Raw genomic sequence first — 16,707 nt, forward strand, 5'->3', positions numbered from 1 at the left:
CTCCGTTTCCGGGTCGGGGGCTAGCCGGGTAGCCAGCCCCCTTTTGGGAAACGGGTAGAAGCAGCCAAAGTGATCATTGACCGCCGCCAATATTCAAAGCAGTGACAGTTAACTGTTGTCAACTGTCTTTTTTGGCAGCATTTTATTTTCTATGGAAAACGGAGATCACTATGCCAACGATTGACGAATATCTTGACCATGCAAAAGACAATCAGAAATTGAAATCTGATCGCCAGCTAGGTGCGCTTATAGGTATCAAAGGCTCACACGTTTCTGCATTCAGAACCAAGAAGGCTTGGCCCTCGGACGCGACAATGATCAGGATCGCAGAACTTGCCGGTGAAGATCAACATGAAGCCCTTTTAAATCTTAACATATGGCGCAACCTAGATTCACCAGTAGGCCCCGTGTATTCGCGTCTGATGGATAAACTAAAAGCCGCTGCAATGCTTGGTATTGCGCTGTTTTTTGTTATTGCAGCCATTAGCGGAACGGCTACCCCTGCCCGCGCCGATCAGTTGCACGTACTATCCTACAGTATATATTATGACAAATTTTTACCCATACACGTCGCAGAGCAACTGCCCATGTAACAATGGCGCGCTGCAAACAACGCTACCCGATGTTGTTAGTTCTTTGGGGTGTCGTGGTTCTTTTCTATGATTGCCTCATGATCAAGCAACGGGGCAACATCAATATCACCCGCATCCATCATGGTTGAAACCCGCTGAAGCGCGGCAACAAGAAAACTTTGTTCCCAGTCTTCCAGGTTGCTGAACTTTTCCGAAAAGCGATCATGCAGCGCCATGGGCGCACGCGCCAACACGCCATGCGCGGCCTCTGTCAGGCGGACATAAACCTTGCGCTTGTCCGAATGCCCGCGGGCACGCTGCACCAGCCCCATGGATTGAAGCTTATCGACCAGTGCCGTCGTTGATGCCTGGGCAAGGTTCACTTTGGCGGCAATTTCACCAACAGTCATTTCGCCAGAATCCTCTAGCGATTGTAACACCAGTAATTGCGATGTTTTCAGCCCTGCCAGCTTGCCTAAACGTTTGGCATGAATGTCGCTCGCACGTAAAATACGGCGAATAGAAATCAGGGCGTCGTGAAGTCTGTCCATGTGCGAATTCCGAAAGGGCGATCAACAATCATCTCTTATAACGCTCCAAAGCCCTGTCAGACAACGACTTTTCAGCATTTCCATCGAAAACAAAAATGAAATTGCATCGAATACTATATTTTCATGACAGATAATGTTCCCGAAAATAGATTTGTTCTGACATCTCGATCAAAATAAATTATCGTTTATAATCAATAATATATAAGAAAATACAGCAAATATGTCATCTGTCGACTTGATTAAAATGCATCGGTAATCTATGCTTCATCTCACTGAGCTAAATCGATTGACGAAACAATTAGGCAGATAGAACGATGAAAGTTGCCACAAGCGACGGCAGATCGACCCGCAAGACCAATCTGGACATTCGTAAACCAAAGTCCACTGACGGGGCTGCGGTGAACGAACTGATTGCTTCTTGCAAGCCGCTTGATGAGAACTCTGTTTACTGCAACCTGCTGCAATGCTCGCATTTTGCGCCGACCTGCGCGTTGGCAGAGCTTGACGGCGAAGTAGTCGGTTTTGTGTCCGGTTACCTTGTTCCGGAAACACCGGAACGGCTGTTTATCTGGCAAGTAGCGGTATCGCCCAAGGCGCGCGGCCTGAAACTGGGCAAGCGCATGATCCTGGATATTCTTGATCGCCGCGTATGCCACGATGTCAGCGAACTTCACACCACCATTACGACATCGAATGCACCGTCACAGGGTGTGTTCCGTTCGGTGGCCCGTGAACTTGAAACTAATGTGAACCGCAAGGTTCTGTTTGAACGTGAAACACATTTTGATGGCGCCGCTGCCAGTGAAATCCTTTGGCAGATTGGTCCGTTCGAACGCGTCGATGTCGAGCGCGTTGCAGCCTGAAGTTTCACATTAAATGATTTGTCACAAACGCCGAAATTCCGGGAACAAATCCGGGTCTTCGGCGTTTGATTTGACAGAACAAATTTCTATTTTCTCCCCAAATGAAAGAGAGAATTATGACTGTATTTGATCGCCTTGAATCGGAAGTTCAGAGCTACGCCCGCTCCTTCCCCGTGACCTTCAAAAAAGCAGAAGGCTCCTGGCTGACCGATACGGATGGCAATCGTTATCTGGACTTTCTTGCCGGTGCCGGCAGCTTGAATTATGGCCATAACAACCCCGTTTTGCAGGAACGCCTGATCGACTATATCAAGGAAAACGGCATTACCCACGGGCTTGATATGCATAGTTGCGCGAAGGAAGAATTCTTAAGCGCGATGGAAGACAAAATTTTTAAGCCGCGCGGCATGGAATACAAGATCCAGTTCACTGGACCGACCGGCACCAATGCGGTTGAAGCGGCCCTTAAACTGGCGCGCCGTGTCAAAGGTCGTGAAAACGTTATTTCGTTTACCAATGGTTTTCATGGTGTGACGCTGGGGTCGCTTGCCGTTACGGGCAATGAACATCACCGTGGCGCTGCCGGTGTATCGCTTGACAATGCTGTATCCGTGCCGTTTGACGGCTATATGGGCGACGGTGTTGACACAACCGATTATCTGGACCGCGTGCTGAGCGATAATTCCAGTGGTGTCGCCCTGCCCGCTGCGATTATTGTTGAAACCGTTCAGGGTGAAGGTGGTCTGAATGCCGCTGACTTTGGCTGGTTGAAAAAAGTCGAAGCCCTGTGCCGCAAACACGATATTTTGCTGATTGTTGATGACATTCAGGCCGGTTGTGGCCGGACCGGGACGTTCTTCAGTTTTGAACCTGCCGGTCTCAAACCCGATATCATCACCATGTCCAAGTCGCTGTCGGCCTATGGCCTGCCCTTTGCTGTTGTGCTGATCAAACCGGAATATGATGTTTGGCAACCGGGCGAGCATAATGGCACCTTCCGCGGCAATAACCATGCCTTTGTAACGGCGGCTGCCGCCCTGGAACATTTCTGGTCGGATGACAAATTTGCCAAAAGTGTTCAGGAAAAAGCAGTTTTCCTTGGCAACCGTCTGGAAGAAATTGCCACGCGTTATGGCGAAAAAGGCAGTATTTATCGCAAGGGTCGTGGTTTGATGCAGGGCATCTGCTTTGAAAACGGCGAAATTGCTGGCAAGGTTACGTCTGAATGCTTCGCCCATAACCTGATCATTGAAACCAGTGGTCCGGAAGATGAAGTTGTAAAATGCCTGGTTCCGCTGACCATTTCGATGGAAGATCTGGGGCATGGCCTGGATGTTCTTGAAATGGCGACGGCAAAGGTGATGGGCAAAAATGTCGTGACAGCCAAGGCTGCCGCTGAATAACTTATTTATTGCTCCGGCGGTTGCCATAGGGGTGCCGCCGGGCGAACCAAGCCAACAAAATACAAACAAATCAAAGAGTTAAAAATGATTGTTCGCACACTGAAAGAATGTGAAGAAACCGGTCGTCGTGTTGTTGCAGATAACTGGGAAAGCACCCGTTTGTCGCTGGCCGATGATGGCATGGGGTTTTCGTTTCACATCACGACCATCTATGCCGGTACCGAAACCGAAATTTGCTATGCGAACCATTTTGAAACGGTTTACTGCATTTCAGGTAACGGCGAAGTCGAAACCATTGAAGACGGTAAGAAATACAAAATCGTACCGGGCACTGTTTACATTTTAAACAAGCATGACCGTCATTATCTGCGGGGCGGCACAGAAGACATGGTTGTTGCCTGCGCGTTTAACCCGCCGCTCAATGGCCGTGAAACTCATGATGAAAACGGTGTCTATCCGCTGGATGCAGATGCCCTTGCCAGCTAACGATATATCGGGACAGGGCGCTGTGTCACATCGCCCTGCCCGCCTTATACGAGAAACTTTCAAGGAAACGGCCCCCAAAGGAGGCACCATGGTTTCAGCCCGTAAAAAAGCGGATGCCGGACATAGCGTTCACAAAATCGGCGGAACGTCCATGACACAGGTTCAGGCCGTGATGGACAATATTCTGGTGGGTGATCGCGACGAAAGCGACCTTTACAATCGTGTTTTTGTGGTTTCAGCCTATGGCGGGTTTACCGACATATTGCTTGAAAACAAGAAAACCGGTGAAGCAGGCGTTTATCAGCTTTATGCCGGTTCGGAAACCGATTGGGCCTGGGGGGATGCCCTGACCAAGGTCGCCGTGAAAATGTGTGCCCTGAACGAAGAAATTTTCCAGGATCAGTCTGAACTGAAACTGGCCAATTCCTTTGTGCAAGAACGTGTAGAAGGCACGCGCAGTTGCCTGATGGACCTGCATCGTCTGTGCAGCTTTGGTCATTTCAAGCTGGAAAAGCATTTGCTGACCGTGCGTGAAATGCTGAGCGCCATTGGCGAAGCCCATAGCGCGCACAACACCATGTTGCTGCTGCGCGGTAAAGGCGTAAATGCAGTATTTGCCGATCTGTCTGGCTGGCGCGAGCCTGAAGCATCAACCCTTGATGAACGCATTGACAGTGTGTTCACCAATATTGATGTCAAAACCCAGATGCCGATCGTCACCGGCTATGCCCAGTGCAGCGAAGGCCTGATGAGCCTTTATGGGCGCGGTTATAGCGAAGTCACATTTTCGCGCATTGCCTGCCTGACCGGTGCGCATGAGGCGATCATTCACAAAGAATTCCACCTCAGCAGTGCTGACCCGCGCATTGTTGGCGAAGACGCCGTCCGCCCGATTGGCCGGACCAGCTATGATGTGGCGGATCAGCTCTCGAATATGGGTATGGAAGCCATTCACCCACGTGCGGCCAAAGGGCTGCGTCAGAACGGCATTCCGTTGCGCATTGCCAACACGTTTGACCCCGAGCATCCCGGCACCGTCATTGACGATGACTGGCACCCGGAAGAAAGCCGTGTTGAGATCGTGACCGGCATTGCAACCGCATTCGAGATCGAGGTTTATAATCAGGACATGGTTGGTGTTCCCGGTGCCGAAGAAGAAGTTCTGCGCGTTCTGAAGCGCTATAAGGTGCCGACCGTTACCAAGAATCTGAATGCCAATACCATCACACATTATGTGTCTGCGCCGTTAAAGCAGATCCGTCGGTGTGTTGAGGAAATTGAATCCAATCAGCCAGAAGCAACGGTTAAAACCCGCAAGGTTGCGATCGTTTCCGTGATTGGGGCCAATATCGATCAGCCAGGCCTGTTTGCCCGTGCCGTTGGCATCCTTGATGATGCCGGTGTTGAACTGGTAGCAAGCCATTCGCCCAGCCGTCGGGTTGACTTGCAGTTTGTGGTAACAGAAAGCGATTTCAAAAAAGCAATCATTTCGCTGCATCGCGGTTTGGTCGAAGGCAAAAAGAACGAACAAGATACCAAACAGACGTCGAATGACGGCAACAATCTTGAGAATCACGCAAAACTCTCTGCCGCTTAATTCCAACGTCTTGTTTTAAAATCCTGACAAGCTCCGTCATTTTTTGGCGGGGCTTTCTTTTTGGCGTCTTGCGATGAAATTTACACCCCTGCTTGGCACTGTGAAAAGAAACGCTTCAGCTCTTCGCGCTGTCGCGCTTGAAAAATGACAGTCAGAAGAAGTTTTGGGCCGGTGCTAGCAGGCAGCTTCATATCCCTTTAAGATCCATGCAATTACGCAAACTGTTTAAAGCGTTAAAATATTACATCCTGCCCCAGGCTATCCCAGGTAATCGAGCGGCATATGACCAGCAACATGATGGGTTCCAAAGACCGTCCGAAAATCATGACGGCGAAATTCCCCTGCCCACAATGGTTAGAACGAGTCCCCCTTGATCTGATATTACCGGTGGTGCTTTTTTTCCTTGCCGTGGTCGCATTCGTCCCTGGTTTGTCGGGCGTCCCGCCGTTAGATCGTGACGAACCGCGATTTGCGCAAGCAAGCAAACAGATGCTTGAAGCACATCAATATATCGACATCCGGTTTCAGGATCAGTCTCGCTATAAAAAGCCAATCGGCATTTACTGGCTGCAAACCGCTGCTGTCACGCTGACCGGGCATGATGCCAAAGCGCCGCTTTGGGTTTACCGGTTACCTTCGTTTATCGGCGGTATTCTGGCTGTTTTGCTAACCTATTGGGTGGCCCGTGCGTTTTTCGACCCCAAAACCGCTTTTATTGCGGCTCTTTTGGTTGGTTCGACAATTATTCTGGGTGTTGAAGCACGGCTGGCAAAGACCGATGCCTCACTTCTGTGGACGGTCATTCTGGCGCAAGGAGCGCTAGCCCGTCTGTGGCTTGAAAAAAAGACCACCCCAAGCTGGGGGCTGGCATTCTGTTTCTGGACTTCCCTTGCTGTGGGCGTCCTGATCAAGGGGCCAATTTCCCTTATGGTCATCGGCCTTACGCTCGCGGGTCTTTTTGCTTTTGAGCGCGACATCAAGTGGTTTAAATCGGCGGTGCCGTTTTTCGGTTTTCTTTGGTTCCTTGCGCTGGTGCTGCCGTGGTTCCTTGTGATTGGCAAATTAACGAACTACGCCTTTTTTCAGGAAGCCCTCGGTCATGACTTGCTCGGAAAAGTGCTGGAAGGACAGGAAAGTCACGGCAAGCCTCCAGGGATGCATCTTGTGTTCATGGCGATCGTTTTCTGGCCCCTTCCTGGTTTCCTTATTCTGTCAATTCCCCGGATATGGCAGAAGCGTTCGGAAAAAATAACCCGATTTTGCGCCAGCTGGTTCCTGCCATCATGGATTGTCTTTGAATTGATGGGCACCAAATTACCCCATTACACCATGCCCCTTTTACCCGCTTTGGCAATTTGCGTTGCTGCGGCAATGTCGCGTGGCGACGATCACCACGCGCACACGTTCTTCAAATGGACAGGTGCCGTTTTTCTGGGGCTTCCGGCCTTACTTTTGACCATTGCAACAATATTTCTTCCCCTTCATCTTGGCATAAGCCCCTCTTTGCCGGGCATTGCTACCTCTGTTGTCGCGGCGTTGCTGGTGCTGTTTGCCGCCATGCGCCTTGTGGCCGGGCGCGCGGTACAGGCTGTTCCTGTCGCCATTGGCGGTGCATTCATCATGAGTGCGGGGTTTTGGGGATATGTCGCTCCCGCCTTAAAACCGATCTGGATCAGTTCTCGCCTGGTAACGGCAATTTCCGAGGTGGCGCCATGCCGCAACCCGGCCGTTGCGATAGCCGGGTTTGGGGAACCCAGTTTTGTTTTCCTCGAAGGTACAAATACCCGCATTACATCTGGCCAGCAGGCGGCCGATTTTCTCGTAAGCAATCAACCTGCCCCGCCGGCAGACGCCATGGCGGATAGTGCGACAGCGGCCTGTCGTGTTGTTGCAATAGAAAGCCGCCAGGAAAAAGCCTTCCTTACGGAAGCCCAAACAAAAAGCATAACACCAACGCCGATAAAACTGGTGCAGGGCCTGAACATTAATGGCGGCCACCATATGACGATAGGCCTTTACGCCAGCCCTTGAAACATAACGGATCAGTAATGGATATTGCTATGTGGTTTCGTGATCGTTTTCTAAAACTTTGCCAGTGCATCGGGGCGAATTTTGTGACGGCGCACCGTATTTTTAAAACACGCCAAAGTCGAACTTCCTCCTGTAACCCACGCGTCCTCTCTGTTTGTTATCCCCAAAACCTGGCCGCCCTTGCCCTGATTGGAACCGGGCTCTGTGTGATTTTTCTGGATTATCAAAGTCAGATTTGGCGAAAAGCGTTGCCAGCGGACTTTCTACACACATTTGGCTGGATGAATTCCCTGGGCAATTCGGCCTGGCTGTTAATTGCCAGTGGTGTTTTATGCCTTGTCATACTGTCACAAGACGCCCGAGACTATGGGCTGCGACTCAAGATGGCGATTAGCTCGGCCTTTATTTACAGTGCCTTTTTGTTCTATACCGTTGCCGCCAGCGGATTGCTTGTGATCTTAATAAAATGGCCTTTGGGTCGTGCCAGGCCCAAGCTGTTTGACGCGTTAGGCGCATTCCATTTCGATCCTTTGATTTTCAAAGCCGCCTATTCCAGCTTTCCGTCCGGGCATGCCACAACGGTTGGGGCAACTGTTGTGGCACTTGCCCTTATCTTTCCAACATGGCGCTGGTTTATTGCCGCCTGCGGGTTTTGGGTCGCCCTCAGCCGTGTGATATGGGGCGCGCATTATCCTTCCGATGCTTTTACCGGCGTTCTGCTTGGCGCGACATTTTCATATTACAGTGCACACGTTATGGCACGTCGCCGCATTGGATTCCGACTTTCCCAGGATGGGCGGATACACCGATTGCTGGGGGTTTCTTCTGCGCATCAATGCTGGCATGCTTTGCGTAATGCCGTGAAAAAAAGAAAACCTGATCAGACGAAACATTCTGCATCGGCCAAAAATTTTGTTACACAGCAACCTGAACCCTTACAATCAGGAAATTACAATGCCAGATAGCACCAACATGGCGATAAACGACCTGCTTGAGGTCATGTCTAAACTGCGCAATCGGGAAACGGGGTGTCCTTGGGATATTGAACAAACGTTCGCAACGATTGCCCCTTACACAATTGAAGAAGCATATGAAGTTGCCGATGCCATTGCCGCAAATGATATGCCTGAACTGCGTGAAGAACTGGGTGACCTGCTGTTGCAGGTTGTTTTTCATTCGCAAATGGCCGCAGAAGAACAGCTTTTCACCTTCGATGACGTGGCACGCAGCATCACCGATAAAATGATTGCACGCCACCCGCATGTTTTTGGCAATGTTGACGCCAAAACACCGGGCCATGTCAGCCAGAATTGGGAAAAGCTGAAGGCGGCCGAACGGTTGCGCAAGGCCAACGTTAAAGGCCGCGAACAAACCAGTGCGCTTGACGGGGTAGCATCGGCCCTGCCCGCCCTGATGCGCGCCGAAAAGCTGACCAAACGTGCGTCCCGCGTGGGGTTTGACTGGCCAGAGATTGAACAGGTCTTTGATAAACTAAACGAAGAAATTGGCGAACTTCGCGCCGAACTCACCGCAACACCCGATCACGACCGGTTGGAAGATGAATTGGGTGACATGCTGTTTGTGATGGCCAATCTGGCGCGAAAAATCAATGTCGACCCGGAAGTTGCTTTGCGACGGGCCAATTTGAAATTCACCCGCCGTTTTCAGTTCATTGAAAAAGAACTGGCCCGTAATGGCAAGAGTGCTGCCCAGTCCAACCTTGAAGAAATGGATGCTTTATGGAATGCCGCAAAACGGCATGAGCGCTGCGAAAAAACCGATTGATCCATTTATCTTCCAATGAGCTATCGCAACGAGTTTGCTGCACACTCAAAAGCCGTCAGGCCGTATTCCGAAAATGAATTGAAGCATCAAATTTTCATTGTAAGTTGTTGTTTAAGTTCACTAAACATCGACCACTGAACTTAACATGACAGAAGCGACTTTTATCACGGTTGGTGTGTTTAGGACGTTGGTCGACGTTTTTTATAGCCTGAAAAAACTTTAATTTTGAAATCAGCGCGCCCGTCAGGACGTCTTTTTGCCAAATACAGGCAACAGAAGCTCGTTTAATTCGTCCCACAATTCGAGTGTGGCCGCACAGATCAAAGCTGGGCCATTGCCTTCGGCACGATAGTCGTTAACCGAGCGGTCCGGGGAAATGTAGCGCGCAATCCCCCCGGCTTCACGCACCAGCAAGGTGCCTGGCGCATGGTCCCAGGGCTTTAAGGTGCGATAGGCACAAAAATCGTACTCGCCCTGGGCAATTTCCTGATATTCGGCACCACAGCACGAATAATGCGATACTTTTGCGAAAAAGTCGTGATGTCCATGGGCCTTTATCAACCTATCCCGGACATAGGATATTAAAAATCCCCGCGCCTTTTTGGCCTGGGTCGCATTTTTGCGTACACTTAGAGCCTGCCCGTTATGAAACGTGCCGCTGCCCTGTTCTGCCACGGTAACGTCGCCACTAATCGGATCAATGATCCAGGCTGCAACTGTTTTGCCATCGCGGTAAAGGGCCAGCATGGAACGAAACGGTTGGCGATGATGGGCGAAATTTTTGGTGCCATCAACCGGATCAATGATCCAGATGGGGGCGCTATTTGCAAATACGCGTTGCTGCAAGGCAGGATCGTGATGGGCAGCTTCTTCACCTAATGCCACACTGCCTGGCAACAAAGATGTCAGGCGTTGGGTCAAAACGCGCTCGGCCTCGGTATCGGCAATGGTTACAAGGTCGAGCGCATGTGTTTTGATGTTAATATCGGCAGCATCGAGTTGCCCGAAACGCGGCGCAATTTCTTCGGCGGCGACCTCGCGGATGATAGCGGTAACCTTGTCTATATCCGGTGTCATCACTCTAAAAATCCTGCATCGTTATCGGGTTATACGGAATAAAGGTCCAAACCGTTTTTCTGGCACCAGTCGTCGAACTTTCCAACGCGGGTTTCATCAAGCCGGATTTCTATGCTGATGCCGTCATCACCTTCAATGCGGTTCAACACTTCACCCTGTTGATAAAGCCCGGCAAGTGCCTTGCCATTGGCATAGGGAACAAGCACCTGAAACACCGGCATTTCTGCCGTAAGCCGGTTTTCGATCAGTTGCAACAAATCCTGGCAGTTCGCACCTGTCAGGGCGGAAACAACCATGGTGTTTTCGGTGCGGTTGCTCAGCTCTCGCACAGCCAGCGCATCTTCCTCGTTAAGCAGATCCGCCTTGTTCAGTGCCTCGACAAGCTCGGCCCCGTCAATCACCTGCTGAAGACCAAGTTCTTTCAGAACTTCCAGCACGTCTTGTTTTTGCGCATCGGTTTCGGGCGATGACACATCACGAACATGAACAATCAGGTCAGCTTCAAGCACTTCTTCAAGGGTCGCGCGAAAAGCTGCCACCAGATCATGTGGCAGATCGGAGACAAAACCGACCGTATCAGACAAAATCACCTTGCGTCCGCTGGGCAGTTCCAGTCCTCGCATGGTCGGATCAAGTGTCGCGAACAACATGTCCTCAACAAAAACATCTGACCGGGTGAGACGGTTAAACAGGGTTGATTTACCAGCGTTGGTATAGCCAACCAGGGCAACAATCGGGTATGGCACCCGACGGCGCGCCTTGCGATGCAAATCGCGGGTGCGCTTGACCTCTTCAAGTTCACGACGAAGTTTTGCCAGTTTGTCGCCAATCAGGCGACGGTCAATTTCGATCTGGCGTTCACCTGGACCGGCCAAAAAGCCCTTTCCGCCACGCTGGCGCTCAAGGTGGGTCCATGTCCGGACCAGTCTTGATCGCTGATAGCTCAGCAAAGCAAGCTGAACCTGCAAACTGCCCTCACGGGTTTGTGCCCGGTTGGCAAAAATTTCCAGGATCAGGCCGGTGCGGTCAATAACCTTCGCTTTCCAGGAACGTTCAAGGTTTCGCTGCTGGATTGGCGTTAGCTGTCCATTGACCATGACCAGGTCAGCTTCTTCGTCGCGAATCCACTCGCCGATTTTTTCGACGGTACCCGTACCAAAAAGAGTTGCCGGACGCGGCTTCGCAATCGAGACGATTTGCGCCCCGGCGACGTCGAAATCCAGCGCACCCGTTAAATTCACGGCCTCGTCCAGACGCGACTGTGCATCACGCCAGGCCGAAGCGGCATCCATACGTTTGGGATCCGGATGGATCACCAAGACGCGGGGGCGAGCGTCTTCGTCGTCCACCCCCGATGTCAGTGTTTCTTCAGCTATTTTCTTCGTCCGTTGCAGGCTGGCTTGGATCAAACAATTTAATTGGCGTCGTCGGCATTACCGTCGAAATCGCGTGTTTGTAAACAAGCTGTGTGTGGGCATCGCGCCGCAGCAAAACAGAAAAATTGTCAAACCAGGTAATGATCCCCTGCAATTTGACTCCGTTAACCAGAAATACGGTAACCGGCGTTTTGTTTTTACGGCAATAATTCAGGAATACGTCCTGAACATTTTGTGATTTTTCCGCCATTGGTTAGACCTAGCCTTCTTTTATGAGCGTTTTTTTGGTTTTGGGCGGCCAAGGAAAATATCGAACCGCTAGTTCTTTAATGAAATTTACGGTTCGCGTCCCACCTTTTTATGACCTAGTGAAACTATAAGGCTTTCCTTACGCGTTTTACAACCCCTGCAAGCTCTTCGCAATCAGTGAAATGCCAATCTGGGCAAAAAGCTGCGATTTCCGAGGCATCCGCGCCCCCTGTTACTTCGCCACCAACAATAATTGCAACCGCCCCGGCATTGCGCGCACACTGTATATCAACCACGCTATCGCCGACAAACCACAGAGTCCCACCTTGCATTGCAGCATTTTCGCCCAATGCCATATGGACCGGGTCAATTGCCGGCTTGTCGTTTGCGGCATCGGTGGCCCCAACCTGCTGGCCGAAAAAATGCCCCCATTCAAGATGGGCGACCTCGGCGCGCAAAAAATCACCATGTTTGTTACTGACAATTGCCGTGTAAATCCCGGCATCTTTTAGCGCCAGCAACAAATCATGCGCACCCTTTAACGGGCTTAGTTTTTCAAGATGGATGCGGTGAAAATGTTCGTAGAAACGATCTTTGGCTTTTTCCCAGTCATCCCCGAACAAAGCCGGAAAACTGTCGCGCAAAGACCTGGCAACGCGAACATGCGCTTCTTCCATCGTCCAGCGTTCCAGCCCATAATCGTCAAACGTCAAATTCAGGGCCACCAAAATGGGCCCCCAACTGTCAACAAGGGTGTTGTCCCAATCAAACAAGACAGCATCAGGACGCAGCAATACAACTTCTGACATCGGATCATTTTCAGTTCATTAGAATAAAAAGATAACTGTTTACATAAATGCGACCCATCACACTGCAGCAGTGTTTTGCACGCTGGGCCCGTTTAAAAATCAGCTTTTCGACCTGTTTTTGGCATCATCAGCCAACTGGTCCATCGCATCGAAATAGGCATTGCGCAAAGTATTTGCGACCGGCCCCATTTCTCCGTTGCTAATCGCAACATCGTCAATTTTCCAAATCGGCATCACAAAGGTGCTGGCACTTGATACAAATGCTTCGCGGGCATTTTGGGCTTCCGCAACGGTGAAGGCCCGTTCTTCGTATTTGAAACCATTTTCCCGAGCAAATTCCAGGATCGCCATCCGGGTAATGCCCCGCAAAATATTATGATCTGCCTCGCGGGTCACAATGACGTTGTCTTTTGTCACAATCCACGCATTCGAAGACGCCCCTTCGGTTACATAACCGTTTGCATCGACCTGCCATGCTTCAAAGGCCCCTGCTTCCCTGGCTTTTTGTTTTGCCAGCGTCGCGGGCAACAATGCGACCGATTTGATGTCACGACGTGCCCAGCGTTGGTCGGGGGTGGTAATGACGGTGGCGGCCTTTACATCGCGTCCGGGAAAGGCCTTATTACGTGCCGTAATGACAATTGTTGGCATGGCGGCATAGGGGAATGGAAAATCGCGCGGGGATACGCCGCGCGTAACCTGAAGATAAACCAGTCCTTCGCGCACCAGATTAAGCCGGACCATGCGGCGTAAAATCTGCGAAAGGGCGGCGCGCGCCAATGGCATGGCAATTCTAAGCGCATGCAGCGAACGTTCAAGGCGGTCCAGATGCCCCTTCTCGTCAATCAACTGGCCCTTATACACCGCGACAACTTCATAAACACCGTCGGCAAATTGAAAACCGCGATCTTCAACATGAACCGACGCATCCGCATGCGGAAGATACTGACCATTGACATAAGCAATACGCGACATTGTCCAACCTTTAAATTTTAGCGAGAAAAACAGATCCCCCCGGTAACAAGCGATCTGATCCGTTTATCTATCCGTCCAGGATTAAAAATACTCAAGCCGCACGGCAAACATCTTCTCAACTTTTTTGATCTGTTCCGAACCGGCAAAAACAACAATGCGGTCATTGGCTTCAATCACAGTATTTGCGCGTGGCATAACAACCTTGTCGTCGCGCAAAATCGCGCCAAATACCACCCCGGGCGGCATTGCAATATCCTTGATCGCCTTGCCGACGATGGGCGCTGTTTCCAGGGCTTCTGCCTCCAGAACCTCGCCAAAACCTTCCGACAGGCTGTGAACGGCCCGGATACGCCCCCGGCGCACATGTTGCAAAATCGTAGAAACCGTCGTCATACGCGGGCTGATCACCACATCAACACCCAGTTCCGAGACCAGGGATGTATAGGTGCTTTTATTGATCAGTGTTAACGCCCGCTGGCAGCCATACCGTTTTGCCAGCAAGGACGACAAAATATTGGTTTCGTCATCATTGGTCAGGGCCACCACGGCCTCGGCATTGGCAACATTGGCTTCTTCGAGCAATTCCGGGTCCAGAACGTCGCCACACAGAACGACACTTTTCTTGGGCAGTTTCTGGGCCACAAAGCGCGCGCGATCGGGATCGGATTCGATCAGCCGGGTGGTGACGCCGGGGAAGTTATTGTTGATTTCCTCAGCCAAGAACAAGGCAATGTTCCCGCCACCGAAAATCACGATCCGGCGGGCTTCGGGGTCTTCATGACCAAAGGCCGACATCGCGCGATCAACCTGATCACTCGATACCGCCAGATACACCAGATCACCGGCAAGCATCTGGTCTTCCCCCTTGGGGTAAACCGGCTTGTCATTGCGGATCATACCCAGGATTGAAATATTCAGATCGGGGAATAACTGGTGTAATTGCCGCAAGGGCGTATTGATGACCGGACAATCTTCGTTGCAACGCAAGCCGAGGATTTTAACTTTATCATCGGCAAACGGGATCATATCAAACGCACCAGGCGCACGCAGGCGCCGGGCAACTGCCCGCGCCACTTCCATTTCCGGTGAAATGACAACATCAATCGGCAATTTATCACGGCCAAACAACCCGGCCCATTCGGGCTGCAAATAGGTTTGGCTACGAATACGGGCAATTTTGGTGGGCACATTAAACAGTGAATGCGCCACCTGGCAGGCGGTCATATTGACTTCGTCAGCAAATGTCACCGCAATCAGCATGTCGGCTTCGTCGGCACCGGCCTGCTGCAAAATATCAGGGTGCGATCCAAAGCCGATAATGCCCTTGACCTCTAGCGTATCCGAAATCTTACGGATCAGTTCTTCAGACTGATCGATAACCGTTACATCGTTTTGTTCAGCAGCAAGGTATTTGGCAATGTGGAAACCCACCTGCCCCGCGCCACAAATGATGACTTTCATTTAGATCTTTCTCCTGATCAAAAACCTGTCGGCATCGATTGCGTGTCATTCCCCAACGCGATCACCAAAAATGCCAAGACTTTTGAGCTTTCTATGCAGGGCGGAACGTTCCATCCCGATAAAATTGGCAGTTTTGGAAATATTTCCGCCAAACCTGTCGACCTGAGTTTGAAGATATTCCTTTTCAAACAGTTCACGGGCTTCGCGCAATGGCAAGGCCATGATTTCGCTGGTTTTGTCAAATGCCAGCGATTCCGGCATGTCGGAAAAAAGTTCGCCGGGCAGCATTTTGCCACTGATCATTTGGCCGTTTTCACCCGGAGACATGATCATCAAACGTTCGATAACGTTTTTAAGCTGGCGGACATTGCCCGGCCAGTCATAGGCGTGCAGGGCGGCTACGGCTTCGGGCGACAATTTACGCCGTGGCAGGCCGGTTGCATCGGCATAGCGCGCTAAAAAATAGTCTGCCAGCTCTGGTATGTCGTCGCGGCGCGCATTCAGCGGCGGCACATCGAGCGGCACGACATTTAACCGGTAATAAAGATCCTGGCGGAATTTTTGTTCTTCAATCTTTTCCTCAAGATCGCGCGATGTTGTGGCGATAACGCGCACGTCAACACTCACCGGGGTTGATCCCCCAACGCGAATAAAGGTTTGATCTTGTAAAACGCGAACAATTTTTCCCTGCGTTTCCAATGGCATATCAGCCACTTCATCAAGCAGCAAAGTGCCGCCGTGGGCAATTTCCATCATGCCGGTTCGGGCATCGCGCACGGCATTGCCAACAGCACCAAACAGCGATTCTTCCATTGTTTCCGGAGAAATATTGGCGCAATTCAACACCACAAACGGCCCATTGGCCCGTGCAGAACTGCGATGAACCAGCCGGGCGACCACTTCCTTGCCGGTACCGGCAGGCCCTGCAATCAAAATACGGCTTCCGGTTCGGGCAACCCGTTCAATCGACTGGCGCAAATTGGAAATGACGGGTGTTTTGCCCACCAGTTCCACATCCCCGCCGGCACGCAATGTCAGTTCGCGGTTTTCACGGCGCAACCGGGCATCCTCGATTGCGCGTTCAACAACAAGCAGCAACCGTTCGGTATTAAACGGTTTTTCGATAAAATCGTAAGCCCCGTTGCGCGATGCTTCAAGGGCGGTTTCAATATTACCGTGCCCCGAAATCATCACGACAGGTACTTCGGGATGTTCGCGCTGAATAAGCTTTAAGGTTTCAATGCCATCATGCTCGCTGGCCTCCATCCAGATATCGAGAATGACAAGGGTCGGTCGCCGTGCGGCAACCTCGGACAATGCCTGCTGGCTGGAACCAGCCGCACGCGTCGTATAACCTTCGTCTTCCAGAATGCCTGCAATGAGTGACCGGATGTCTTCTTCATCGTCGACGATCAATATATCGTGCGCCATGTTTCGACAGTAACCTTGGTGTTTCTATTTTGTTATCGTGC

General features: G+C 51.1%; 16 protein-coding genes. 8 read left to right on the plus strand and 8 right to left on the minus strand.

What is annotated here, in order from left to right:
- The first annotated feature begins 170 nt into the window (after positions 1 to 170).
- Positions 171 to 593, plus strand: a complete 423-nt coding sequence (locus tag AAC086_RS11545) for a hypothetical protein (RefSeq protein ID WP_339778824.1) — start codon at positions 171 to 173, stop codon at positions 591 to 593.
- A gap of 35 nt (positions 594 to 628) precedes the next feature.
- Here AAC086_RS11545 and AAC086_RS11550 read toward each other — a convergent pair whose 3' ends face one another.
- The gene (locus tag AAC086_RS11550; protein WP_339778825.1) at positions 629 to 1,123 is read right to left on the minus strand and encodes a MarR family transcriptional regulator; all 495 of its coding nucleotides are present in this window, start codon (positions 1,121 to 1,123) and stop codon (positions 629 to 631) included.
- A gap of 314 nt (positions 1,124 to 1,437) precedes the next feature.
- Between AAC086_RS11550 and ectA the strand changes: the two genes are divergently transcribed.
- The 7 genes from ectA (at position 1,438) to mazG (ending at position 9,288) form a co-directional block, all read left to right on the plus strand.
- Complete coding sequence (gene ectA, locus AAC086_RS11555; protein WP_339778826.1) at positions 1,438 to 1,986, plus strand: diaminobutyrate acetyltransferase; 549 nt, start codon at positions 1,438 to 1,440, stop codon at positions 1,984 to 1,986.
- Positions 1,987 to 2,102: 116 nt separating this feature from the next.
- Positions 2,103 to 3,389: a diaminobutyrate--2-oxoglutarate transaminase gene (gene ectB, locus AAC086_RS11560; RefSeq protein WP_339778827.1), complete on the plus strand. Its 1,287-nt coding sequence runs from the start codon at positions 2,103 to 2,105 to the stop codon at positions 3,387 to 3,389.
- Positions 3,390 to 3,473: 84 nt separating this feature from the next.
- Positions 3,474 to 3,875, plus strand: a complete 402-nt coding sequence (locus AAC086_RS11565) for an ectoine synthase (protein WP_339778828.1) — start codon at positions 3,474 to 3,476, stop codon at positions 3,873 to 3,875.
- An 88-nt stretch (positions 3,876 to 3,963) separates the two neighbouring features.
- On the plus strand, positions 3,964 to 5,472 hold the full coding sequence (locus AAC086_RS11570; protein ID WP_339778829.1) for an aspartate kinase: 1,509 nt from the start codon (positions 3,964 to 3,966) through the stop codon (positions 5,470 to 5,472).
- A gap of 282 nt (positions 5,473 to 5,754) precedes the next feature.
- On the plus strand, positions 5,755 to 7,503 hold the full coding sequence (locus AAC086_RS11575) for a glycosyltransferase family 39 protein (protein WP_339778830.1): 1,749 nt from the start codon (positions 5,755 to 5,757) through the stop codon (positions 7,501 to 7,503).
- Between the two features lie 17 nt (positions 7,504 to 7,520).
- Positions 7,521 to 8,468: a phosphatase PAP2 family protein gene (locus AAC086_RS11580; RefSeq protein ID WP_339778831.1), complete on the plus strand. Its 948-nt coding sequence runs from the start codon at positions 7,521 to 7,523 to the stop codon at positions 8,466 to 8,468.
- Positions 8,458 to 9,288: a nucleoside triphosphate pyrophosphohydrolase gene (gene mazG, locus AAC086_RS11585; protein ID WP_339778832.1), complete on the plus strand. Its 831-nt coding sequence runs from the start codon at positions 8,458 to 8,460 to the stop codon at positions 9,286 to 9,288. Before AAC086_RS11580 ends, mazG begins: the two co-directional genes overlap by 11 nt.
- 243 nt (positions 9,289 to 9,531) lie before the next feature.
- Here the strand turns inward: mazG and AAC086_RS11590 are convergent, their stop codons facing one another.
- The 7 genes from AAC086_RS11590 to AAC086_RS11620 all read right to left on the minus strand — a co-directional run bounded on the left by AAC086_RS11590 (position 9,532) and on the right by AAC086_RS11620 (position 16,666).
- The gene (locus AAC086_RS11590; RefSeq protein WP_339778833.1) at positions 9,532 to 10,365 is read right to left on the minus strand and encodes an inositol monophosphatase; all 834 of its coding nucleotides are present in this window, start codon (positions 10,363 to 10,365) and stop codon (positions 9,532 to 9,534) included.
- 29 nt (positions 10,366 to 10,394) lie between these two features.
- Positions 10,395 to 11,657: a GTPase HflX gene (hflX, locus tag AAC086_RS11595; protein ID WP_339778834.1), complete on the minus strand. Its 1,263-nt coding sequence runs from the start codon at positions 11,655 to 11,657 to the stop codon at positions 10,395 to 10,397.
- Positions 11,658 to 11,733: 76 nt separating this feature from the next.
- A complete protein-coding gene (gene hfq, locus AAC086_RS11600) occupies positions 11,734 to 11,991 on the minus strand; it encodes an RNA chaperone Hfq (RefSeq protein ID WP_007089557.1) in 258 nt (85 codons plus the stop codon).
- A 124-nt stretch (positions 11,992 to 12,115) separates the two neighbouring features.
- Positions 12,116 to 12,799 (minus strand): HAD family hydrolase, encoded by a 684-nt coding sequence (locus tag AAC086_RS11605; protein WP_339778835.1) that lies wholly within the window; start codon positions 12,797 to 12,799, stop codon positions 12,116 to 12,118.
- 99 nt (positions 12,800 to 12,898) lie between these two features.
- Entirely contained in the window at positions 12,899 to 13,774 is an 876-nt protein-coding gene (locus AAC086_RS11610; protein WP_339778836.1) for a D-amino-acid transaminase, read from the minus strand.
- Between the two features lie 81 nt (positions 13,775 to 13,855).
- Positions 13,856 to 15,235 (minus strand): Trk system potassium transporter TrkA, encoded by a 1,380-nt coding sequence (gene trkA / locus AAC086_RS11615; protein WP_339778837.1) that lies wholly within the window; start codon positions 15,233 to 15,235, stop codon positions 13,856 to 13,858.
- 45 nt (positions 15,236 to 15,280) lie between these two features.
- Entirely contained in the window at positions 15,281 to 16,666 is a 1,386-nt protein-coding gene (locus AAC086_RS11620; protein ID WP_339778838.1) for a sigma-54 dependent transcriptional regulator, read from the minus strand.
- Positions 16,667 to 16,707: the final 41 nt, after the last annotated feature.

The organism is uncultured Thalassospira sp. (genome assembly GCF_963976115.1).
GTDB lineage: Bacteria > Pseudomonadota > Alphaproteobacteria > Rhodospirillales > Thalassospiraceae > Thalassospira.

Excerpts from the sequence above, each read along its gene's own strand:
- AAC086_RS11550 (WP_339778825.1), bottom strand. The coding sequence starts at position 1,123 with ATGGACAGACTTCACGACGCCCTGATTTCTATTCGCCGTATTTTACGT.
- AAC086_RS11570 (WP_339778829.1), top strand. The coding sequence starts at position 3,964 with ATGGTTTCAGCCCGTAAAAAAGCGGATGCCGGACATAGCGTTCACAAA.
- AAC086_RS11545 (WP_339778824.1), top strand. The coding sequence starts at position 171 with ATGCCAACGATTGACGAATATCTTGACCATGCAAAAGACAATCAGAAA.
- AAC086_RS11620 (WP_339778838.1), bottom strand. The coding sequence starts at position 16,666 with ATGGCGCACGATATATTGATCGTCGACGATGAAGAAGACATCCGGTCA.
- AAC086_RS11565 (WP_339778828.1), top strand. The coding sequence starts at position 3,474 with ATGATTGTTCGCACACTGAAAGAATGTGAAGAAACCGGTCGTCGTGTT.
- AAC086_RS11590 (WP_339778833.1), bottom strand. The coding sequence starts at position 10,365 with ATGACACCGGATATAGACAAGGTTACCGCTATCATCCGCGAGGTCGCC.
- mazG (WP_339778832.1), top strand. The coding sequence starts at position 8,458 with ATGCCAGATAGCACCAACATGGCGATAAACGACCTGCTTGAGGTCATG.
- hfq (WP_007089557.1), bottom strand. The coding sequence starts at position 11,991 with ATGGCGGAAAAATCACAAAATGTTCAGGACGTATTCCTGAATTATTGC.
- ectB (WP_339778827.1), top strand. The coding sequence starts at position 2,103 with ATGACTGTATTTGATCGCCTTGAATCGGAAGTTCAGAGCTACGCCCGC.
- AAC086_RS11575 (WP_339778830.1), top strand. The coding sequence starts at position 5,755 with ATGACCAGCAACATGATGGGTTCCAAAGACCGTCCGAAAATCATGACG.
- AAC086_RS11605 (WP_339778835.1), bottom strand. The coding sequence starts at position 12,799 with ATGTCAGAAGTTGTATTGCTGCGTCCTGATGCTGTCTTGTTTGATTGG.
- AAC086_RS11610 (WP_339778836.1), bottom strand. The coding sequence starts at position 13,774 with ATGTCGCGTATTGCTTATGTCAATGGTCAGTATCTTCCGCATGCGGAT.
- ectA (WP_339778826.1), top strand. The coding sequence starts at position 1,438 with ATGAAAGTTGCCACAAGCGACGGCAGATCGACCCGCAAGACCAATCTG.
- trkA (WP_339778837.1), bottom strand. The coding sequence starts at position 15,235 with ATGAAAGTCATCATTTGTGGCGCGGGGCAGGTGGGTTTCCACATTGCC.
- hflX (WP_339778834.1), bottom strand. The coding sequence starts at position 11,657 with ATGGATGCCGCTTCGGCCTGGCGTGATGCACAGTCGCGTCTGGACGAG.
- AAC086_RS11580 (WP_339778831.1), top strand. The coding sequence starts at position 7,521 with ATGGATATTGCTATGTGGTTTCGTGATCGTTTTCTAAAACTTTGCCAG.